General features: G+C 69.6%; 15 protein-coding genes. 7 read left to right on the top strand and 8 right to left on the bottom strand.

The genetic code is table 11. The annotated features are described in order from the left end of the window. Positions 1 to 18: 18 nt before the first annotated feature. Complete coding sequence (locus JYJ93_RS24750; RefSeq protein WP_206795246.1) at positions 19 to 1,194, bottom strand: trypsin-like serine protease; 1,176 nt, start codon at positions 1,192 to 1,194, stop codon at positions 19 to 21. A gap of 74 nt (positions 1,195 to 1,268) precedes the next feature. Here JYJ93_RS24750 and JYJ93_RS24745 point away from each other — a divergent pair, with 74 nt between their 5' ends. Together JYJ93_RS24745 and JYJ93_RS24740 are read left to right on the top strand one after the other, a co-directional pair. Continuing rightward, complete coding sequence (locus JYJ93_RS24745) at positions 1,269 to 1,415, top strand: hypothetical protein (RefSeq protein WP_206795244.1); 147 nt, start codon at positions 1,269 to 1,271, stop codon at positions 1,413 to 1,415. Positions 1,416 to 1,641: 226 nt separating this feature from the next. Further along, positions 1,642 to 2,586 (top strand): hypothetical protein, encoded by a 945-nt coding sequence (locus JYJ93_RS24740; RefSeq protein WP_206795242.1) that lies wholly within the window; start codon positions 1,642 to 1,644, stop codon positions 2,584 to 2,586. Between the two features lie 162 nt (positions 2,587 to 2,748). Here the strand turns inward: JYJ93_RS24740 and JYJ93_RS24735 are convergent, their stop codons facing one another. After that, positions 2,749 to 6,198, bottom strand: coding sequence for a kelch repeat-containing protein (locus JYJ93_RS24735; RefSeq protein ID WP_206795240.1), 3,450 nt, complete (start codon positions 6,196 to 6,198; stop codon positions 2,749 to 2,751). Positions 6,199 to 6,578: 380 nt separating this feature from the next. Further along, positions 6,579 to 9,713: a kelch repeat-containing protein gene (locus tag JYJ93_RS24730; RefSeq protein ID WP_206795239.1), complete on the bottom strand. Its 3,135-nt coding sequence runs from the start codon at positions 9,711 to 9,713 to the stop codon at positions 6,579 to 6,581. A 449-nt stretch (positions 9,714 to 10,162) separates the two neighbouring features. On the opposite strand from JYJ93_RS24730, the gene JYJ93_RS24725 reads away from it, so the two are divergent. Then, a complete protein-coding gene (locus tag JYJ93_RS24725) occupies positions 10,163 to 10,894 on the top strand; it encodes a class I SAM-dependent methyltransferase (RefSeq protein WP_206795237.1) in 732 nt (243 codons plus the stop codon). Here JYJ93_RS24725 and JYJ93_RS24720 read toward each other — a convergent pair. Then, a complete protein-coding gene (locus JYJ93_RS24720; protein ID WP_206795234.1) occupies positions 10,824 to 11,897 on the bottom strand; it encodes a glycosyltransferase family 4 protein in 1,074 nt (357 codons plus the stop codon). The genes JYJ93_RS24725 and JYJ93_RS24720 overlap by 71 nt on opposite strands. 141 nt (positions 11,898 to 12,038) lie before the next feature. Here JYJ93_RS24720 and JYJ93_RS24715 point away from each other — a divergent pair, with 141 nt between their 5' ends. From JYJ93_RS24715 to JYJ93_RS24705, 3 genes are read left to right on the top strand one after another with little or no spacing between them, the layout of a single operon-like run. Continuing rightward, positions 12,039 to 12,932, top strand: a complete 894-nt coding sequence (locus JYJ93_RS24715; RefSeq protein WP_206795232.1) for a class I SAM-dependent methyltransferase — start codon at positions 12,039 to 12,041, stop codon at positions 12,930 to 12,932. 16 nt (positions 12,933 to 12,948) lie between these two features. Further along, a complete protein-coding gene (locus JYJ93_RS24710) occupies positions 12,949 to 13,692 on the top strand; it encodes a methyltransferase domain-containing protein (protein WP_206795229.1) in 744 nt (247 codons plus the stop codon). 30 nt (positions 13,693 to 13,722) lie between these two features. Further along, entirely contained in the window at positions 13,723 to 15,210 is a 1,488-nt protein-coding gene (locus JYJ93_RS24705; RefSeq protein WP_206795228.1) for an oligosaccharide flippase family protein, read from the top strand. Here JYJ93_RS24705 and JYJ93_RS24700 read toward each other — a convergent pair. Genes JYJ93_RS24700 through JYJ93_RS24690 form a run of 3 tightly spaced genes read right to left on the bottom strand, consistent with a single transcriptional unit; the run spans position 15,176 to position 17,858 of the window. Then, positions 15,176 to 16,168, bottom strand: coding sequence for a WecB/TagA/CpsF family glycosyltransferase (locus JYJ93_RS24700; RefSeq protein WP_206795226.1), 993 nt, complete (start codon positions 16,166 to 16,168; stop codon positions 15,176 to 15,178). The two genes, JYJ93_RS24705 and JYJ93_RS24700, sit on opposite strands and share 35 nt — an antisense overlap. After that, complete coding sequence (locus JYJ93_RS24695; RefSeq protein ID WP_206795223.1) at positions 16,165 to 17,307, bottom strand: glycosyltransferase family 1 protein; 1,143 nt, start codon at positions 17,305 to 17,307, stop codon at positions 16,165 to 16,167. Before JYJ93_RS24695 ends, JYJ93_RS24700 begins: the two co-directional genes overlap by 4 nt. Next, complete coding sequence (locus JYJ93_RS24690) at positions 17,304 to 17,858, bottom strand: hypothetical protein (RefSeq protein ID WP_206795221.1); 555 nt, start codon at positions 17,856 to 17,858, stop codon at positions 17,304 to 17,306. Before JYJ93_RS24690 ends, JYJ93_RS24695 begins: the two co-directional genes overlap by 4 nt. A gap of 290 nt (positions 17,859 to 18,148) precedes the next feature. Here JYJ93_RS24690 and JYJ93_RS24685 point away from each other — a divergent pair, with 290 nt between their 5' ends. Beyond that, complete coding sequence (locus JYJ93_RS24685; RefSeq protein ID WP_206795219.1) at positions 18,149 to 19,600, top strand: sigma-54 dependent transcriptional regulator; 1,452 nt, start codon at positions 18,149 to 18,151, stop codon at positions 19,598 to 19,600. Between the two features lie 11 nt (positions 19,601 to 19,611). Here JYJ93_RS24685 and JYJ93_RS40835 read toward each other — a convergent pair whose 3' ends face one another. Beyond that, on the bottom strand, positions 19,612 to 20,544 hold the full coding sequence (locus JYJ93_RS40835; RefSeq protein ID WP_206795217.1) for a hypothetical protein: 933 nt from the start codon (positions 20,542 to 20,544) through the stop codon (positions 19,612 to 19,614). Positions 20,545 to 20,560 lie beyond the last annotated feature (16 nt).

Genomic DNA, 20,560 nt, shown 5'->3' with positions numbered 1-20,560 from the left:
CGGAGCAGGCGGCCGCCATCAATAGAACGTGCGCCCGAGCATGGAGGCCTCGGTGACGGCCGTCTCGCCATACACGGAGATGTACCAGGTCCCCTGGCTTGGGTAGAAGAGGGAGCAGTATTCCAGGTTGCTGTCCGTGGCGCCGGAGCGGCAGGTGTAACTCGTCAGCGTGGGCGCTGCGTTGTAGCGCACGTAGAGCGTGCCATTGCCGGTGCCCTTCGCGAGCGTCACGGTGAACGCGGGGATGCCCGATGGCAGGGTCAGGGAGTAGTGCTTCCAGCCGCCCTGAGGGGCGTTCACGTGTTGCAGCGTCGCCCTCGGCGCGGTGTTCAGCCGCGGGGTCATGTAGTCGATGAACCCCTTGAGGTAATCCGCCCGCTCGAAGATGTTCGGCGCCGAGCAGCCCAAGTTGTAGCTGGCGACACCCACCAGCTCCTTCCCGGAGGGGCCGTCCACCACCAGCGGGCCCCCCACGTCCCCCGTACAGAAGGCGTTACCCTGCGCCGAACCATCCGCCCCCAGTTGGTCGGAGGTGAGGGTTTGCCCCAGCGCCAGGGAGGCATCCGCGTTGGACATCAGCGGCACGCTCATCTTCTGCAAAGCGTCTGGGATTGCGCTGCCCGGGGTCGTCTGCCCCCAGCCCGCGAGCGTGGCGATGACCCCCGGGGCGGTGTAGCCCGCGGAGACATCCGCCGCCGTCGCCACCGGCAGGGCCGCCACCGTGGTGCCATCGAGCGTCAGCGGGGTCATCAACCGCAGGAGCGCCGCGTCCTTGCCCTGCGTCACATCCCACGAGCCAATGAGCGGAATGATATCCAGCAGCGTGCTCACCTGACCCACGCTGCTCATCGATGCCAGACTGTTGCTGCCCGCCGCGACACGAAGGGTGCTGGGATGCGGGGGCGTCACGGTGCCGGTCCCCAGCACGCACTGGCGTGAAGTGAGGACCCAGTGGGTGTTGATGATGGTGCCGCCACACAGGTGGTTCCCGGCCAGGTCCTGGAGGGACACCATCCAGGGGAACTCACCGGCGGCGGCGGGCGTGGCCCCCAGGAGAGGCTGAGCGGCCTGCTCCACGGCGGGCGGAGCGCTTTCGGCTTCGGGGCCACAGCCAGCCGCCAGGGACAGGAAGCCCAGCGCGGCGGTGGTACGCAGGGCAGGGGACCACGGGAAGGACGAGCAGGGAGAGGTCATGCAGTCACTCTACGGTTCGTCCCAGGGATGCGAGCAGGCTTGTTTTCACCGCTTGAACAGGGAATGTGGCCGTCATGGACGCGAAGGCATTTCGCTGGCTCATCAACGAGTTGGACAAGTGGCGGGTCCCCGTCGACTTGTTGGCGCTCCACAAGCGTGGACCCGAGGTGTTCGACGCGCTGGTGGAGATCCTCGAACAGGGCCAGCTCTCCGTCCGGTAGCGATGCGAGCCACGCGGCGGTGCGGCGCGCCTTCGAGAAGACCGGCTTCCATGCCGCCATTCCCAGCGTGTGGCTCTGCCACCTGCTGTAGGTCCGTGGCGCATGGAAACCATTGCGAAGGGATGTTTGTCATTTGAAGACGCTTGGGCCGCGATAGGCTTGCATCGCGTTGGCAACGACAGCCACAGTCCGCATAACGCTTCCCCGCCTGTTGATGGAGTCCCTCATGCCCAGACTGCGATCGCCTTCTTTCTCCAGCCCCAGCCCCAGCCGGAGTCCCAGTCCCAGTGGCTCCGGGGGCGGCGTGACGCCGACGCGCAGCCCGTCGCTTCCGCCCCAGACACAGGCCTCTGCTTCCTCCTCGACGAAGCGCCCCCGGGATGATGCGGATACGTTCGACGCGGGCGCGTCGAAGCGGCCGAGGCGGGCCGCGGCCACGGGCGAGAAGCCCCCCTCGGCCGCCGAGCTGTACCAGCAGCAGAACGCGGTGGGCCTGCAGGACACCCACTCCGCCCGCACCGGCGACATGTCGTCCCTGCGCACCACCCAGGACACGCCGGAGGACGGGCTCAACCTGCTGGCCCACGTCGGCAGTCAGGCGAAGGACAAGAAGGGCCTCTTCTTCGAAGGGCCCGTCGAGCGCCGCGGGCTCGGGCCCCAGCAGGTCCTCACCTCGGTGCCGGACCGCGACAAGGGCGAGCACACGAATGTCTTCAGGGGCATGACGGGGGGCGAGCCCAGCTCCACGAAGTACCAGAAGAAGATCGGCACCGCGGACGGGGACACCCCCTACGAAATCCTCCACGGCATGGGCCATGGCGAGGGCGGCAAGCAGACGCAAACGCCGCAGAACCTGGCCTCGGCCTCCCACGGCGCCAACACGGCCATGATTCCCGCGGACAAGGCCATCTCCGGCAACCCGAACATCCTCGTGGACACGCGCTTCAACGTCCGTCCCGGCACCCAACGCGCCGAGTCCGTGGACCAGACCTTCTTCCACAAGGATCGCCCCACGGAGCCCATCTACCAGAAGCGCATCGATGGGGACCTGCCCAAGGTCACCACGAGCCAGTACAAGCAGCTCCAGCAGGAGGCGGAGTACCTCAAGGACCGCGACGCCCTCGACGCAGCCGTCCAGTTGCTGAACCTCAAGGACGGCGGCAAGGGCTGAGTCGCCGTCTGCCGGGGCTCAGTCCCCTGAAAGGGGGAGCGGCCCTGGCAGTCGCATGGACCTCCTGGCGATGCATGTCCGCCAGGAGGTCGCCTGCCATACGGCTCAGCGGCAGGGGTTCAGCGAGGGCCTTGGCATCAAGACGGGTCGGTGGGACTCCCTCTACAAGATGCCCGCGCAGCTACCCCATTCGCACCAGTGATAGCCAGTGCCGGCGCAATCGTTCCCGCAGCCGCCGCAGTTGTGGAAGTCCGTTTGCAGGTCCGTGCAAACCCCGTCGCACATGGTGAGCCCCGAGGTGCAGGCGACCTGGACGCACGCTCCGTTGCTGCACATCTGTCCGCTGCCACAGGTCTGGACGTTGGTGGTGATGGAGCCGGAGCAGCCACTGCCGCTGCACAGGCCGCTGGTGGTCTTCTGCACGGTGTTGCCGTTGCAGGAGTAGGTGTCCACGGGCGAGCACGTCGTGACGTTGACGGTGCTGGAGCCAGAGCAGCCGCTGCCGCTGCACAGGCCGCTGGTGGTCCTCCGGACGGTGTTGCCGCTGCAGGAGTAGCTGTCCACGGGCGAGCACGTCGTGACGTTGACGGTGCTGGAGCCAGAGCAGCCGCTGCCGCTGCACAGACCGCTGGTGGTCTTCTGCACGGTGTTGCCGTTGCAGGAGTAGCTGTCCGTGGGGGTGCAGGTCGTGACGTTGACGGTGCTGGAGCCGGAGCAGCCGCTGCCGCTGCACAGGCCGCTGGTGGTCTTCCGGACGGTGTTGCCGCTGCAGGAGTAGCTGTCCGTGGGGGAGCAGGTCGTGACGGTGGTGGTGGTGCTGCCAGAGCAGCCACCGCCGCTGCAGAAGCCGCTGGTGGTCCGCCGGACGGTGTTGCCGCTGCAGGAGTAGCTGTCCGACGGGGAGCACGTCTGGATGAGCTGCTCGCTGGAGGTGCAGGCGCCATTGCTGCATCCACCGTAGACGGTCTGGTAGGCGCCGTTGCCACTGCAGTAGGCGCCACTGGTGCCGGTCTGACAAGTTTGGACGACGGTGTCGGTGGAGTTGCAGGAGCCGCCGCTGCAGGTTCCGGTGCCAGTGGACCTGCGGACGGTGTTCCCGCTGCAGTAGGTCGTGCTCGCGGTGGAGCAGCTCATGGCTGTGCCGCCGCACGTGCCGGCGCTGTTGCACACATCTCCCGTCGTGCATGCGTTGCCGTCGCTGCAGGCGCTCCCGGCGGGCTTGAGCGGGTTGGAGCAGCTGCCATTGCTCGGATTGCAGGTGCCGGCGGTGTGGCACTGGTCCGAGGCGGTGCAGACGACCGGGCTGGAGCCGGTGCAGGCGCCGCTCTGGCAGGTGTCGCTCTGGGTGCAGGCGTTGCCGTCGTTGCAGGCAGTGCCATTGGACTTGGGCGTGTAGACGCAGGTGCCGTTGGAGTCCGTGCCGATCGGGTTGTAGCACTGGGTGTCGGGCGGGGTGCTGCACACCGTCCCTGCGCACGTCCCGCTGCTGTTACAGACGTCGCCCCGCGTAGTGGAGTTGCCGTCGTTGCAGGCGGTGCCAGCGGCCTTGGGAGAGTAGACGCAGGTGCCGTTGGAGTCGGTGCCCGTCGGGTTGTAGCACTGCGAGTTGGGCGGAGTGTTGCAAGCCGTCCCAGCGCACGTCCCGGTGCTGCTGCACACGTCGCCGACGGTGCTGGCGTTGCCGTCGTTGCAGGTGCTGCCGGAGGGCTTCAAGGGGTTGGAGCAGGTGCCATTGCTCGGATTGCAGGTGCCGGCGGTGTGGCACTGGTCCGAGGCGGTGCAGACGACCGGACTGGAGCCGGAGCAGGTTCCACTCTGGCAAGTGTCGCTCTGGGTGCAGGCATTGCCGTCGTTGCAGGCAGTGCCGTTGGCTTTGGGCGTGTAGACGCAGGTGCCGTTGGAGTCCGTGCCGATCGGGTTGTAGCACTGGGTGTCGGGCGGCGTGTTGCACACCGCCCCGGCGCACGTCCCTGCACTGTTGCAGACGTCGCCACGGGTGGTCGCGTCGCCGTCGTTGCAAGCAGTCCCGGCCGCTTTGGGCGTGTAGACGCAGGTGCCGTTGGACTCCGTCCCCGTCGGGTTGTAGCACTGGGTGTTGGGCGGGGTGGTGCAGGCCGTCCCGGCGCACGTCCCCGCGCTGTTGCACACGTCGTTGATGGTCCCTGCGTTACCGTCGTTGCAGGGGGTTCCCGCAGCCTTGGGCGCGTAGCTGCACGTGCCGCCGTTGCAGGTGCCCGCCGACTGGTAGCACTGGCCAGGCGGGGTGGTGCAACTCACCGGCGTGCCCGCGCATCCTCCAGCCCCGTTGCAGGTCTCACCCAGCGTGCACGCGTCTCCGTCATCGCACTGGGCCCCGGCCGCCTTGTAGGCATAGGAGCAGGAACCGTCGGAGCAGGAACCCGCGCTCTGGTAGCACTGACCGGGAGGAGCCTCGCAGGCGATGGCGGTGCCAGAGCAGGTGCCCGTGCTGCTACAGACATCATTGCCCGTGCAGGCGTTGCCGTCGTTACAGCTGACGCCCGCCGGTAGCAGCGGGTAGGTACAGGTTCCACCGTTGAAGCAGACGCCCGCCGAAGAGTGACACTGGCTCGGCGCGGTGTTGCAGGTGACGGTCTCACAGGTGCCGAGCAGCTCCGCGGTGTTGAGCTTCACGGTCTGGCCCGCGACGACGCTCTCCCCGCCCAGGACGAGGACCTTGGAGGTGGCGCTCAGCAGGACCGCCGCATGGAGCCGGCGGGGAGCCCGCAGTGGGACGCTGGCGGACCAGGAGTTCGTCTCCGGGTCGTAGAGTTCTGTCGTATCCAGAGGGGAGGCCGTCTCGCCGCCCGCGACGAGCACCTTGCCGGAAGGCATCAGCGTCGCGGTGTGGAGCGTCCGAGGCGTGGCCATCTGCGCGACGGTCCAGTTGTTCGTGGCCGGGTCGTAGACTTCGGACGTGTTGAGAGGGCCCGTTGCATTCCTGCCGCCTGCGATGAGCACCTTGCCGGAGGGCAGCAGCGTCGCCGTGTGGTCATAGCGAGGCGTGGCCATGGGGGCGACCGGAGTCCAGCCCGCTTGGGGATGGCTCGGGTCATACACCTCCGCCGTCTCGAAGATGCGCCAGCCCCGGCCGCCGACGACGAGGAGCTTCCCGGAGGGCAGCAGCGTCGCGGTATGGCGCCTGCGCTCATCATTCAACGCGGAGGGCAGGGGAGACCAGCCTCCCGCCGGGTCATACACATCCACCCGGGCAAAAGAGCCACTGTTATCGCCGCCACCGACGACGAGCACCTTGCCGGAGGGCAGCCGCGTCGCCGTGCTGTAGGCGCGGGCCATGGAGGTAGCGCCCGCCTGCGTCCAGAGGCCTGACTGCGGCGAATACAGCAGCGCGGAGGCGGTGTAACCCGAACCCGCTTGAATCTCGCCTCCGACGACGAGCACCTCACCTGAGGACAGCAGGGTCGCGGTATGCCCCTCGCGCCCGAAGGGCATGCCACCCGTGGCGAGCCATGTGCCCGGGCTCGGGTCATAGAGCTCCGCGGAGGCTTGGAATTCGTTGGCCCAGCCGCCCACGACGAGCACCTTGCCGGAGTCGAGCACGGTGGCCGTCGGGAACCTGCGGGACAAGCTCATCGAGCCTGTCTCCTGCCATCCCGTGGTGAGGGTCGCCCGAGACTTCGCGGTAGCGGCTGGCGCGGGACTCGCTGGTTTTGAGTTGCAACTCAAACTACCCAGCGCGAGCGCGCTGAGCAGGAAAAGGGAGAGTCTGGCTTTGTGCATGGGGCGCGTCTTAGAGCCTGAAAAGTGTCCAGCGGGCAACAGTGCCAACGCATTTTGACGCTCCCGCGCCCTGGCGAGACTTTCGCCATTCAGGGCGGCCGGTAGGCGCAGCCGCGCTCCTCCTCGGACGCTGCCGGACAAAAAAACGCCCTGCTTCCACGGATTGGGGAAGCAAGGCGAGTGACCGCGACAAGAGTTGCGCCTGTCCTCAAGTCATGATTCAGGGCGAGGCTCTACAAGCAATTGGTCGACGAGTAGCAGCAGCGCCCCTCCATACAGATATTGTACTTGGGGCCAGTGCACGCATTTCCACAGGAGCCACAGTTGTCGGAGTCGTAATCGAGAACCGTGCACGTGGTGCCGCACAGCGTCCAGCCAGGATACGAGGGGAGCGAGCAGTCCTGCGTCTCCGTGGTCGTGGTCGCAACCCCGCACGTCCCGCTTGCGCAGCTGTAGCTGTAGGTCGTCACCGTCCTTTCCTGGAACCCCTGCCCGCAGGGGGTGGCGCGGGTGCACGCGCCCCACGCGCCGTAGCTTGGCGGCTGGCACGTTTGAGGACCGGGAGGCGTCCGCGTACACGTCTGCGTCTCCGCGCTGTTGGAGATGGGCGTGCACTGTCCTGTCGCGCAGTCGTAGGTGTATTGCGTCACCTGGCGAGACTGCGTGCCTGTCGCGTCACATGCATCGCTGAACCCGCTACAGGAACTCCAACCCCCATAGCTCGGGGGGCAGGGCCGAGGACCGGGAGGCGTCCGCGTACACGTCTGCGTCTGCGTGTCGCTGCTCGCGACGTCGCACGAACCACCGCCGCACTCGTAATCCGTCACGGTCCTCGACTGGGACCCCGACGCGTCGCAGAAGTCGCTGAAGCCTCCGCAGCTTCCCCATGTCCCGGTGCTCGTACCGCAAGACACTCCGTCCCTGTTACGGGTACACGTCTGCGACTCCGTGCCGGTGGAGGAACGGCACGTCCCGCTGGAGCAGCTATACGAGGTCACCGAACGTGACTGCGTCCCCGTCTCGTCGCAGGTGCCGCTGTAGCCACTGCAAGTGCCCCAGCCTCCGTAGCTGGGGGTGCCGCAGGTGTTGCCGTCCGTGTTGCGCGTGCAGGACTGGGTCTCGGTGCTCGTGGACGCCACGCACTGCCCGGTCGCGCAGCTGTAGCTGGAGGTCGTTACCGTCCGCGACTGCGTCCCCGTCTGCGCGCAGGCATCGCTGAAGCTGCACGCGCCCCACGCCCCGTAGCTGGGCGCCGCGCAGCTCGTGTTGGGCGCCGCTCGCGTACATGCCTGCGTCTCCGTGCTGGTGCTCGACGCGTTGCATGTCCCGGTGCCACACGTCGACGCCGTCACCGTCCTCGACTGCGTCCCCGTCGTGTCGCAGAAGTCATCAAAGCCTCCGCAGTTTCCCCAACCCCCATAGCTCGTGCCGCAAGCCGTGCCGCCCGTGCTGCGTGTGCACGCCTGAGACTCCGTGCTGGTGGAGGAGCCGCACGTCCCACTGCTGGTGCAGGCATACGCCGTCACCGTGCGCGACTGGCTCCCCGTCTCATCGCACGTGTCACTGAATCCATTGCAGCTCCCCCAATTTCCATTCGTGGGGGCAGCGCACGTGCTGCCCACGGCCTTGTTGCTCCAACCGCTCGTCGTGACGCCCGGGTTGCACTCCTGGCATGCCACGGTCGGATGGGTGGCTCCCGCCGCGTAGTACGCCCCTCCAATCCAGCACCCGTTCAGACACTGGCCCGCCGGGTTGCAGACCTGTCCGGCGCCGCATGCCGTCCCAGCCGCCTTCACCGGGTAGGTGCAGGCCCCATTGGCGTACGTGCCTGGGGCGTCATGGCACGCGCTCGGCGGCGTCGTGCATGCCGGGACTCCCGCGCATGCCCCCGCTCCGTTGCACACGTCGTTGATGGTGCCCGCGTTGCCATCATCGCAGGAGGCACCCGCGGCCTTCGGCGCATAGGTGCATGCCCCACCGTTGCAGGTGCCCGCCGCCTGGTAGCACTGTCCGGGAGGAGTGGTGCAGCTCACCGGCGTGCCCGCGCAGCCTCCGGCCCCGTTGCACGTCTCGCCCAGCGTGCACGCATCCCCGTCATCGCACTGGGCCCCGGCCGCCTTGTAGGCATAGGAGCAGGAACCGTCGGAGCAGGAGCCCGCGCTCTGGTAGCACTGACCGGGAGGCGCCTCGCAGGCGACGGCGGTGCCGGAGCAGGTGCCGGTGCTGCTACAGACATCATTCCCCGTGCAGGCATTGCCGTCGTTACAGCTGAATCCCGCCGGTTGAAGCGGGTAGGTACAGGTGCCGCCGTTGGAGCAGACGCCCGCCGAAGAGTGACACTGGCTCGGCGCGCTGTTGCAGGTGACCGTCTCGCAGGTGCCGAGCAGCTCCGCGGTGTTGAGCCGCGCGGTCTGGCCCGCGACCACATGCTCACCCCCCAGCACGAGGACCTTGGAGGTGGCGCTCAGCAGGACCGCCGCGTGGAGCCTGCGCGGAGTCCGCAGGGTGATGCTGGCGGACCAGGTGTTCGTCTCCGGGTCGTAGAGCTCCGTCGTGTCCAACGGGGAGGACGTCTCGCCGCCCGCGACGAGCACCTTGCCGGAGGGCATCAGCGTTGCCGTGTGAAGCGTCCGGGGCGTGGCCATCTGCGCGACGGTCCAGCTGTTCGTCAGCGGGTCATAGACTTCGGACGTGTTGAGCGGGCCTGTTGCATCCCTGCCGCCCGCGACGAGCACCTTGCCGGAGGGCAGCAGCGTCGCCGTGTGGTCGTAGCGGGGCGTGGCCATGGGGGCGACAAAGGTCCAGCCCTCTTGGGGATGGCTCGGGTCGTAAACCTCCACCGTCTCGAAGATGCGCCAGCCCCGCCCGCCGACGACGAGGACCTTCCCAGAGGGAAGCAGCGTCGCCGTATGCCGCCTGCGCTCGTCGTTCGTCGCGGAGGGCAGAACGGACCAGCCCCCTACGGGGTCATACACATCCACCCGGGCAAAAGAGCCAGTGTTGTCGCCGCCACCGACGACGAGCACCTTGCCGGAAAGCAGCCGCGTCGCCGTGCTGTAGGCGCGAGCCATGGAGGCAGCGCCCGCCTGCGTCCAGAGGCCCGTCTGCGGCGAATACAACAGCGCGGAGGCGGTGTAGCCCGGCGTGGCTTGAATCTCCCCGCCGACGACAAGCACGTCGCCAGAGGAGAGCAGGGTGGCGGTGTGTCCCTCGCGTCCCAGGGGCATGGCGCCCGTGGAGAGCCACGTGCCCGTACTCGGGTCATAGAGCTCCGCCGAGGCGTGGAAATCGCGGTCCCAGCCGCCCACGACGAGCACCTTGCCGGAGTCGAGCGCCGTGGCCGTCGGGAACCTGCGAGCCAGGCTCATCGAGCCTGTCTCCTGCCATCCCGTGGTGAGGGCCGCCCGGGACTTCGCGCTGGCGGCCGGCGCGGGACTCGCGGGCTTTGAGTTGCAACTCAAGCTGCCCAGCGCGAACGCGCTGAGCAGGAGAAGGGAGAGTCTGGCTTTGTGCATGAGGCGCTTTAGAGCCTGGAATGTGTCGGACAGGCAACAGGGCCTCTGCTTTTGATGCAGAAGGCAAGCACCGGTGGAGGCGTGAACCAGAGGGAGTAATTGCGACCCCGCCTCGTAGACCCAACGACAGGCATGTGGCTCAGGCCGTCCTCGCTCTGGATGGTCGCGATTGGAAACGAGACAGGCCTGCGTTTCATTGAATACGTGAACAATGATGATTCAATTGGGACCCGGGCACTGCGCTTCCGCTGCGGCACGGTTCTTGTTCCTGGCGTCCACCTCCAAAGGAGCAGCAACCCACCATGGGCATGTCCAGCGGATCCACCCAGCAACGGATTTCACACGGCGTCAGCAGCCTGTTGCGGCGGCGCCGGTTGGCGCCTCTGCTCGCGATGATCGAAGCGGTCCACCGTCGGCGCGGCCGCGTCGACATCGTCGATGTCGGCGGCACCCATGTCTACTGGAACATCCTCCCGCCCGGGTTCCTGCGTGAGCATCGCGCCGCCATCACCCTCATCAACCTGCCGGGCGGCCCGGCCCCGGAACTGGGACCGGGGTTCTCGTGGGTCGGAGCCGATGCTTGCGACCTGTCACGCTTCGCCGACCATCAATTCGACATCGTTCATTCCAACTCGATGATCGAACACCTGGGCTCATGGGCCCGGATGAAGCAGTTCGCGCGTGAGGCCCGGCGGTTGGCGCCCGCGCTCTTCATCCAGACGCCGAACTTCTGGTTCCCCATCGAGCCGCACCTCATGGCGCCAGGGTTTCACTGGCTGCCTGTCCCCATGCAGGCGGCGCTGCTGGTGCGCACCGGCCTGGGGCACCTCGTGCGCTCACCGGACATCGATGACGCGATGTCCAAGGTCGAGGAGTTCCGGCTCCTCGACGCCAGGACGCTGTCCGCCCTGTTTCCCGAAGCCTCCATCCTGCGCGAGCGCCTCGGGCCGTTGACCAAGTCGCTCATCGCGGTCCGCGAGGGCACAGCTCCCCGGCGAGCGCCGTCAGCACGCGGGCGCCGGTCCGATCCGTGAATCGCTCCCGGGCGAAGCGCAGGGCCTCGGTGGACAGCCGTTGCCGCTCCTCGGGGGCGTCCAGGATGGAGCGCAGGGTGCGCCGCCATTCGTCCACGTCCCCCATCTCGACGAACCAGCCATTCTCTCCGTGGCGGATGTAGTCCTCGGTCCCGATGCACCGCGTGGCCACCACGGGGACTCCCAGCGCCATGGCCTGGATCAGGGTCATCTGGCCGCTCGCCGTCTCCCGGTTGTTGACGGGGATGGCCACCAACTCCGCCTCCGCGATGATCCGCAGGTAGTCCTGCTGGGGGATGCTGGTGAGGACCTTGACGTTCGCAGGCACGGGCCCGGGCGGGAGCGCATGGGGGTGCGCGACGATGACGAGCTGCATGGACAGCCCCTCCACGGCCCGCAGGAGGGTGGCGTAATCGCGGCCCGACGAGCCCAGCGCGGCGATGTAGCGCGGCGCCAGCCCGAAGTCCGCGCGCGCCCCACGGAAGTCCTCCGCCTTCAGCTCCGCGCCGGTCAGGTGCGTGAACTGGAAGCGGGACTTCGGCAGGGCGAAGACGCGCGCATACACCGAGCGCTCGTGCCGCGTGTAGACGAGGCACCGGTCAATGCCCCGGTACGCGAGCCGCGACAACCACCTGCGCGGCCCCCGGTACTCATGGCCGCAGTTGAAGTACCAGACGACGTGCGGGGTGCGCACGAAGGTCAGCAGGTTCACGAGCCCCACGGTGAAGGCCACCTGGGGGAACGCCGTGACGATGAGATGCGGTGGATGCCGGGCCAGCTGGCGCCGGGCCTTCAGCGCCAGGCGGAAGAGCTGCCACCACTTCTTGCCGGGCGTGCGCTTCCGGGTCGAGTCGACACGCTCCTCCAGGCCCACGTAGGAGCACTCGAAGCGCTCGGGCGGGAGGAACTCGCCCAGCCACCGCCGGTCCTCGCGCAGAAACCAGGCAACGAAGAGGACCCGCACCTTCGCCGTACTCTCCGTGCCGTCCTGGAAATGATTCATGACGGGCCGGGAGAGCAGGAACCGCGCCGCCGCCACGAGCACGAAGCCGGGCCGCGAACGTGTCTCGGCTGTCTCAAGTTGAGATGAAAAAGCGTCTCGTAAACAGAAGAGCAGGAGCCGGGCGGCGGCTTCCAGGGCGGCATGGTGCTTGCCTGGGCCACCCGCAAGCCCATGACGCCTTGTGACCTCTGTGGTGGCACCGACTCCCAGTTGCTGGGTATCAGTTACAACGTCGTACAGCGCGCGGATGGCCATCCGTATGAGCTGCGGCAGTGCCAGGGGTGCGATTGCATCTTCACCGACACGCGCCGGGTGATCGCCGCCACGGACTACTACACGGACGACTATTACAGCTTCCGTCCCTATGACACCCGGCCACCGCGGCACGGGCAGGCGCGCGCCGAGCGGCCCGAGAAGGTCCTCGATGTCGGGTGTGGCTCCGGCGAGTGGCTCTTCCACCAGCAGCTCCAGGGACACGAGGCGTGGGGCCTGGACGCGGACGCGCGAGCGGTGGAGGCGGCCAGGGCCCACGGCCTGCGCGCGGTGCGGGAGTTCCACGAGCTACCCGACGGGTACTTCGACCGGGTCCGGCTCTCCCACGTGCTGGAACACGCGGCGTCTCCCACCCAGATGATGCGGGAGGTGTGCCGCAAGCTCGCGCCCGGCGGCCGGATGGAGCTGCTCGTCCCCAACGCGGACGGGGCGAAGTTCCGCGAGCTCATGCCGGTGAGTCGCGTCACCGACGTCCCCCGCCACCTGTATTTCTTCTCGGAGGCCACGATGCGGCGGCTGCTCCAGAAGACAGGCTTCGACGTCGAGTCCATCACCCCCGTCAACGTGGACTGGACCGTCAACCTCCGGGAGCTGGTCGGAGACACCCGGCGTCTGCTGATGCACCGGGACAAGGCCCGGGAGCCGCTCCCTCGGACCCTGGCGCTGCTGGGGAGGATCGTGAAGGTCCACCTGAGCCCCACCGCGAGGATGGGGCAGCGCAAGGACTGGCTCTCCGCTTGCGCTCGTCCGGCTCGGGCTTGAAGGGAAGGAGGCGCCAATGAATCCCACGGAAGCGAAGAGACTCCTCCGCGGCGTGGTGCCCGAGGGCCTGTACCGGTGGCTGTCCCAGCAGCCGCGGCGGGTCTCCCGGGGATGGGTGCGTTGGGGCAGCCTGGGCCGCACGACGCCCATCAGCGAGCACTGGGGACATGATCGCGGCCAGCCCGTCGATCGCTACTACATCGAGCGATTCCTCACGAAGCACGCGGCGGACATCCAGGGCCGGGTCCTGGAGGTCGGTGACGCCCGGTACACGCGGCGGTTCGGCGCCAGCCGCGTCACCCGGTCCGACATCCTCCACGCGCTGCCTGGAAACCCGGAGGCCACCTTCGTGGGCGACATCGCCCAGGCCCCCGGCATCCCGGAGGACGCGTTCACCTGCCTCGTCTTCACCCAGGTGCTGCAGTACGTCTTCGACGTCCGCGCCGCCGTGCGCCAGATGCACCGCATCCTCGAACCGGGCGGCGTGGCGCTCGTGACGGTGCCGGGCATCATCAAGGTCGACCGGGGCGCCATGGAGCGCTGGCCGGACTGCTGGCGGTTCACCTCCCAGTCCGTCCACCGGCTCTTCGAAGAGTCCTTCGGCACCGGCAACGTGCGGGTGGAGTCCTTCGGGAACGTCCGCGCCGCCGTCGCGGCCCTGCATGGCCTGGCCCGGGAGGACCTGCGGGCCGCGGACCTGGACCTGCATGATCCGCACTACGAGGTCATCACCGGCGTGCGCGCCGTGAAGTCACGCTGATGCGGCATGCATGCTGCACCAGGGGGCGCGATGACGTCCGCGCGGTCGCCCCTGAGGATGATGGTGGATCTGCTCTCGACGTGCGCCCGGCATGTCACGCAGATCGCGGCAGGGCTGGTGACGGTCGCGCTCGTGGTGCGCATGCTGGGCCCGGAGAGCCTCGGAGCCTGGACCGTCCTGGGCACCACGGGCTTCCTGCTCGGGTTGTCGGACCTGGGCCTCGGCGTCGTCGTGCAGCGCGCGGCGGCCCGGCCGGATGACGACGCCACACGGCAGATGCTCCGCCTCACGCTCCTGGTGGTGACCGTCGTCTGTCCCTGCCTGGGCGTGGGGGCCTACGCGTTCCTGCTCCATCTGCCGTCCGCGACCGAGGCGCTCCGCGCGGACGTCGCCCGCGCCGCGCTTCCGGTGCTCGCCGCCGGGTGGGTGGGCTCGCTCTCTTCTCCCTTCCGCTCGTTCCTGCTGATCCGCGGGGCCTTCACGGCGCTCGCCTGGGCTCGAGCCCTCGCGGCCGCGCTCCAGGTCGGGCTGACCGTGGTGCTCCTGAGCAGCTCGCGCTCGTTGTTCGGTCCGGCGATGGGGGTACTGTCGGGGGCCGCCGCGGAGCTCTTCGTCCTGGTGGTGGCCTCCAGGCGCGTGGACCCGAAGGTGGATCTCCGGCCGGGCTGGCCCGCGGACAGGGCCCGGGTGCGCGACGCCTTCCGGGAGGGGGCGGGGGCCCTGGCCATGAACATCGGGGTCGCCGCCGCCGTGCGCGCGGACGTCTTCATCCTGACCACCGCTGCCTCCCTGAGCATGGTGGGCGCGTACCAGGTGGCATCCCGGGCCGTGGAGCAGATCCTCTCCACCGGGAAGTTGCTGAGCGGATGGCTGCTCCACCGGCTGGGCAACCCCGAGCACCGCGCGGATGCGCTACGGCTGGGCACGGCCGCGATGGGCGCGCTGGTATCGAGCGGCGTCATCGCGCTGGCCCTCGACGGCACCGCGCTGCTGGAGGCCTGGGTGGGAGGACTCGCGCAGGAGCGGGTCACCGCGCTCGCGGTGGGCCTGCTGGGAGTGGCCGCCATCATCGCGGCCTCCGAGGAGGCCGCGTCCGTGACCCTGACCGTGGGCGGCGCGACGCCGTGGGACGTGGCCAACCCCGTGATGCTCGGCCACGCGCTGAACGTCGCCGTGTCCGTCCTCGGAGTGGGGTACGCCGGTGTCTGGGCAGTGGCTGGCGGCACCGTCTGCGGGAACGCGCTCATCGCGGTGCTGGTGTGGCGCAAGCTCGGCGCACTGCTCCAGTGGCGCTTCCAGGACGTGCTCCGGGCGCTGGCGCCAACGGGAGCCGCGGTGCTCGTGGCCCTCGCCGCGGGCTGGGGCCTCGCGCCGCTCGCCGCGCGGGGCCCGCTGGAGAGCGCGCTCAGTTGTTCGCTGGTCACGCTGCTGGGAACCGGCATGGCGCTCCTGCTCTGGTGGCGGGGGAGGGCCGCCCCCGCGCTCAGCGCCGCCGCTGCAAGAGGATGCGGAGCATGAAGAGCAGGTTGCCGAAGAGGTAGCGGCGGGCCATCCGCCGGGGCTCCTGCAGGAGGCGGTAGAGCCACTCCAGGCCCATCTCGCGCCAGGCGATGGGCGCGCGCGGCATCCGGCCCGAGTAGAAGTCGAACAGCCCGCCCACCGTGAGGACGACGGCGTGCGCGGCCCCGGAGAGGTACTTGCGCGCCCACAGCTCCTGTATCGGGCTGCCCATCCCCACCAGCACCAGGCATCGCCCCAGCCGGGAGATGGAGTCCGCCAGGGCGCGGGACTCGGCTTCGGGAAGGAAGCCGTGCGAGACGATGGGCAGCGCGAGGCCAGTATGGGCCTCCCGCAGCTTCTGCGCGCAGGCGTCCGCCACGCCGGGCGCGGAGCCCACCAGCACCATGGGCCACCCGCGCGCCCTCGCTTCCCTGCACAGCACCGGGAGCAGGTCCGTGCCGTTGAGGTTGTGGCGCATGGCCACCCCGAGCACCGCCGCGCCCAACCGGATGCCGATGCCGTCCGGCAGGACGAGGTCCGCCTCTTCCAGCATCCGCGAGAGCGCCTTGTCTCGGGCCGCCAGGTTCAGCGCATGCGGGTGCACGAAGGGCACCAGCTTCGCCCGGCCCCCTTCCGCGGGCGTGAAGATCCGCTCCACCGCTTCCTCGATGGTGAGGTTGTCCACCTGCGCGGAGACGATCCACGGGCGCATCCTGGGCTCGGCGCCTCTTGGCGGCGCCAGGGCGCGCGCCACCGAGGCGCGCACCATCACGCCCAGGTCCCTCGCGGGCGTGCGGACCGCGAGGTAGCGCGCCTCATCACCGGGGAGGTCTCCGTAGGGCACGCCCAGCAGCCAGCGCGCCTCCACCGGCGAGAGGAAGCCGCGTGGCAGTGCCTCGTTGAAGCGGGCGCCAACCAGGGGGGCCCGCCCGCGCAGGACGTCGCGCAGCTGGGCACGGGGCAGGGGCGTCTTCATCGTGCCCCTCCCACCGAGCGGCACAGGGCCAGCAAGTCGTCGCACGCGCGGTCCCAACTGCGCTGCCGGGCGTACCCGGGGCCCTCGCGACGCACGCGCGCGGCCAGCGGCTCGTCACCCACCACCCTCGTCAGCGCCGCCGCCATGTCCTGCTCGTCGAGCGGGTCGCACAGCACTCCCAGCTCGCCCACCACCTCGGGCAGTGCGCCCGCGCGGGCCGCCAGCACAGGCTTGCCCGCGGCGATGGCCTCCAGCGCGGGCAGGCCGAAGCCCTCGCACAGCCCCACCGCGATGACGGCCCGCGCCCCTGCCACCAGCGCCGGGATGGCGTCGTCCTCCACGTAGCCCAGCACCTTCACGCGCTCCTGGAGGCCCAGGCGCTGGACCTCCTCCCGGATGAGCGCCCCGGCGCCCCAGTCCGCGCCGGCCAGCACCAGGGCGTGGCTGTGCCGCGCCGAGGACGCGGCGAAGGCCCGCAGGAGCCGCAGGTGGTTCTTCCCGGGGTGCTCCAGCCGCGACAGGTACAGCAGGTACGGCGCCGTCAGCCCCAGGCGCTCGCGCGCCGCGCTGGAGCGGCCGTCATCCCCGAGCGCGAAGCGGTCCGCGTCCACGCCGTTGGGGATGACGTGGATCCGCTCGGGCGCGCACGAGAGGAAGCTCGCCATGTCCCTGCGCGTGGCGTGACTGACGGCGGTGAGCGCCGCGAAGGACCTCAACGCCTTGGGCAGCAGCCATCGCACGTACGCGGTGCGAAGCCGGTCGTACTTGTCCGGCACGGTGAACTGGGCAAGGTCATGCACCACTCCCACGGTGGGCAGGCACGGGCGCAGCGCCACGCGGCGGTTGGCGGCGGGAAGCAGCAGCACGTCCGCGCCGGCCGCGCGCGCGTGCGCACCGGAGCGGGCGAGGTACCACGACGCGCCCAACGCCGGCCGGTCGACCACGTCCAGGATGGCGGCGCGGTCCGCCTCCCCCAACTCGCTGGCATAGGCCGCGAAGTCCCTGGCCGTGCCGAGCGCCACCAGACGGCCTCCCGTCTTCGCCAGACCGCGCGCCAGGCGCGGCACCACGGCGCGCACGTACGTGCCGATGCCCGAGCGCCCCCAGTCCGTCCCCCCCAACGCGACGGCGAGCCTCATGGCGCCGCCTCCCCGGGCCGGGACATCCGCACCACCCGTGCGGGCGCTCCCACCGCCACGGAGGCCGCCGGGATGCTCCCGCGCACCACGCTGGCCGCGCCCACCAGGCATCCGTCGCCCACCGTCGAGCCGGCGAGCACCGTCGTCCCGTTGGCCAGCACCGTCCCCCGGCCAATGCGCGTGCCCATTCCCCGCTGGACGGTGACGCCGTGGAGGATGGTGCATCCGGGGCCAATCTCCACCCCGTCACCGATGACGATGTTGAAGGGGTGCGGCAGCCTGAGCCCGGGGCCGATGTCATCCGTCCAGACATCGATGTGGAAGCCCAGGCGCAGCACCGTGGACAGGCCCAGCGACGAGCCCAGGGCCCTGCGCAGCGAGGCGCTCAACCGCAGCAGGCCCATGGCCCACAAGGACGGATCCGCCAGCGCCGAAGCCGTGGGGAAGCGCGCGCCGCGGGCCCGCACGGCGTCCACGACGCGAGCCCCGTCCGAGCGCAGGAAGCGCAGCGGCTCCAGGCAGGCATGTGCTGATTGGGTAAGCAAGAGCATGGGGTGCTTCCGCTTGCAATGCGGAAACCACTGCTCACGGACGCCTGGTATCGCCATGCGCGGGCTTGGAAGCGCTTCGTTGTCTCAGATTGAGATGTCTCGGATTGGGATGTCTCAGACTGAGAATGCCGAGATATTTCAAGCCCGAAGAGTGTCAGGAATTGACGTGCGTCACGGAGACGTTGACGGAAATGGAGAGACAGGCGTCTCAGCGTGCAGGAATGGCGTGTGCAAACAGTCGTGTTGGATGTGCCGCTCGCGCATCGCCACGCATCAGGAGACCCGCTACCGTGAACGCCGTGGATTTCAACCGGAAGTCCCCTGTGGTGATAATTGATAGGGATGACCTCGCCAGGCGCAGCCTGAGAGCCTGGGTCGAGGACGCGGGCTACGCGGCGCGCGAATACTCCATGGGATGTGAGGCACTGGAGGCGGACAGCGCGGAGTGGATGGCGGTCTGCCTGGAGCTGGATCTCGATGACATGGCGGGCATGGACGTGCTCCGGCATTTGCGTGCGCGCGACGCCACACTCCCCGTCATTGTCCTCACGCGCAAACTGCTGCTCGACACCGCGGTGGAGGCCACCCGGCTGGGGGCCTTCGCCTTCCTCGACAAGTCCGTGGCCGCGGCCCGGCTCGAGTTGACGCTGCAGAACGCAGCGAAGGCCCGCCGCATGCGAGGGCTGGTACCGCGGCGCTCCAAGGAGGGCGGTGAGGGGCCCTTCATTGGCGGTCTCGTGGGGCGCAGCGCCCCCATCCGGGCGCTGGCGCGGCAGTTGGATCGCATCCTCCAGTCCGAGGTGCCGGTGTGCATCCTGGGCGAGACGGGGACGGGGAAGGAGCTGGTGGCGCATGCCATCCACGAGCAGGGCCTGCGGGCCCGGGGGCCCTTCGTGGCCGTCAACTGCGCGTCCTTCTCCGAGTCACTCCTGGAGTCGGAGCTCTTCGGGCACGAGCGCGGCGCCTTCACGGGCGCGCTGTCCACGCACCGCGGCTGTTTCGAGCAGGCGCAGGGCGGGACCTTGTTCCTGGACGAGGTGGGGGAGATGAGCCCCGCCGTCCAGGTGCGCCTGCTGCGCATCCTGCAGGAGCGGGTGCTGCGCCGGGTGGGCAGCACCACGGAGGTGCGCGTGGACGTGCGCATCATCGCCGCCACCCACCGGGACCTGATGGCGGATGTGAAGGCGGGGCGCTTCCGCGAGGACCTGTACTACCGGCTCACCGTGTACCCGGTGCAGGTGCCTCCCCTGCGGGAGCGGGCCACGGACATCCTGTTGCTCGTCGACCACTTCCTGGAGAAGTTCGGCGGCTCGGCGCTCCGGTTGACGGACGAGGTGCGCGAGGCGCTCCTGGGCCACCGCTGGCCCGGCAACGTGCGTGAGCTGCAGAACGTCGTCCAGCGCGCGGTCCTGTCCTGTGACGGCACGCACATCGAGCTCGCGGACCTGCCGCCGGAGCTGCGCGTCCTGGTGCTGCCGCCCATCCCCGTCGCTCCCGCGTCCATGAGCGCCGTCTCCGCCGGCCCGTCCCATCCGCCTGACGCGGTGGTGCCGCTGCGCGAGCTGGAGCGCCGGGAGATCATCAAGGCCCTGACGGTGACGAACGGCAGCGTCACCCAGGCGGCCAAGCTGCTGGGGCTGGGCCGGGCCACGCTCTACCGCAGGCTCGCCGAGCTGCGCATCCCGTCCGAGCCCAGGCCCGAGGAGCGGCTCCCCCAGGTCTCCAGCCGGCCGCACTCCTGAGGCGGCTTCCGTCATGGGATGAGCCCCAGCAGGCGCAGCATTCTCTGGGCGAGCAACCACCGCTGCGCCAGCAACAAGGGGTCTCCCAGCGGGAGCAGGGGGCCGGCGCCATCCAGCGGAGCCAGCCCGTCCGGGGCGGCGATGGCGCCGCGAACCTCCAGGCCCTCGCCCACCACGGTCTCCGCCTCCACCACCGCGTTCACGATGGTCGCGCCGCGCTCGATGATGGAGCGCGGTCCGATGAGAGCGCCCGGCCCGACGCGCGCCCCGCTGGACACCAGCGCGCCAGGACCGATGAGCACCGGCGCGGACACCTCCGCGCCGGGCTGGAGCCGGGCGCCGCGCGCCACCCAGACGCCCGGCTCCCGCTCGGCCGCGTGGATGAGCAGGGAGGAGGTCCCCTCCGGTTGCGGCAGCCGCCCCAGCAACGCCTTGCACGCGAGCCGCAGCGCCGCGCCGGGCGTCTCGATGCGCGTGCCCCACCCGGGCAGGTCCTCCAACTCCACGGGACCGGTGGTCGCGGTGAACAGGTGCACCTCGGCCGGCGTGAAGGGCTCCACGGCGGGAGGGGGCGCCAGGCGGCCCACGCGCACGCCCCGGTCCGGCGCCCGGCGGTAGAAGGCCGCCAGGTCGGAGTTGCCGAGGACGGCGTCCGGCAGCACCAGGAAGGGCGCCTCGGCGGGAAAGCCCGCCGAGTCCGCGATGACGCCCGGCTGGAGCAACGAGGGCGTGGGGACGAACACCACGTTCCGGGCCAGCGCCTCCTGCTGGGAGACGACGTGCCGCAGCGCCTCGTCCCGGGCGTCGGAGCCGATGTCGATGGCCACCTTCTCGAAGCCCGCTTCGCGCAGCCACTGCAACTGGCGGGTGACGAGCGGGTGCCCGGCCACGGACAGCAACCCCGCGCCGGGAGTGGCGGCGCTCCGCTGGATGACGGCGAACACGGCGGTGTCACTCCCG

This window comes from Corallococcus sp. NCSPR001, assembly GCF_017309135.1.
In the GTDB taxonomy this organism is placed as follows: Bacteria; Myxococcota; Myxococcia; order Myxococcales; family Myxococcaceae; genus Corallococcus.
The sequence above is the reverse complement of the archived record's forward strand: the minus strand, read 5'-3'. Positions and strand labels throughout refer to the sequence as shown.

Excerpts from the sequence above, each read along its gene's own strand:
- JYJ93_RS24750 (WP_206795246.1), bottom strand. The coding sequence starts at position 1,194 with ATGACCTCTCCCTGCTCGTCCTTCCCGTGGTCCCCTGCCCTGCGTACC.
- JYJ93_RS24745 (WP_206795244.1), top strand. The coding sequence starts at position 1,269 with ATGGACGCGAAGGCATTTCGCTGGCTCATCAACGAGTTGGACAAGTGG.
- JYJ93_RS24740 (WP_206795242.1), top strand. The coding sequence starts at position 1,642 with ATGCCCAGACTGCGATCGCCTTCTTTCTCCAGCCCCAGCCCCAGCCGG.
- JYJ93_RS24735 (WP_206795240.1), bottom strand. The coding sequence starts at position 6,198 with ATGAGCTTGTCCCGCAGGTTCCCGACGGCCACCGTGCTCGACTCCGGC.
- JYJ93_RS24730 (WP_206795239.1), bottom strand. The coding sequence starts at position 9,713 with ATGAGCCTGGCTCGCAGGTTCCCGACGGCCACGGCGCTCGACTCCGGC.
- JYJ93_RS24725 (WP_206795237.1), top strand. The coding sequence starts at position 10,163 with ATGGGCATGTCCAGCGGATCCACCCAGCAACGGATTTCACACGGCGTC.
- JYJ93_RS24720 (WP_206795234.1), bottom strand. The coding sequence starts at position 11,897 with ATGAATCATTTCCAGGACGGCACGGAGAGTACGGCGAAGGTGCGGGTC.
- JYJ93_RS24715 (WP_206795232.1), top strand. The coding sequence starts at position 12,039 with ATGGTGCTTGCCTGGGCCACCCGCAAGCCCATGACGCCTTGTGACCTC.
- JYJ93_RS24710 (WP_206795229.1), top strand. The coding sequence starts at position 12,949 with ATGAATCCCACGGAAGCGAAGAGACTCCTCCGCGGCGTGGTGCCCGAG.
- JYJ93_RS24705 (WP_206795228.1), top strand. The coding sequence starts at position 13,723 with ATGACGTCCGCGCGGTCGCCCCTGAGGATGATGGTGGATCTGCTCTCG.
- JYJ93_RS24700 (WP_206795226.1), bottom strand. The coding sequence starts at position 16,168 with ATGAAGACGCCCCTGCCCCGTGCCCAGCTGCGCGACGTCCTGCGCGGG.
- JYJ93_RS24695 (WP_206795223.1), bottom strand. The coding sequence starts at position 17,307 with ATGAGGCTCGCCGTCGCGTTGGGGGGGACGGACTGGGGGCGCTCGGGC.
- JYJ93_RS24690 (WP_206795221.1), bottom strand. The coding sequence starts at position 17,858 with ATGCTCTTGCTTACCCAATCAGCACATGCCTGCCTGGAGCCGCTGCGC.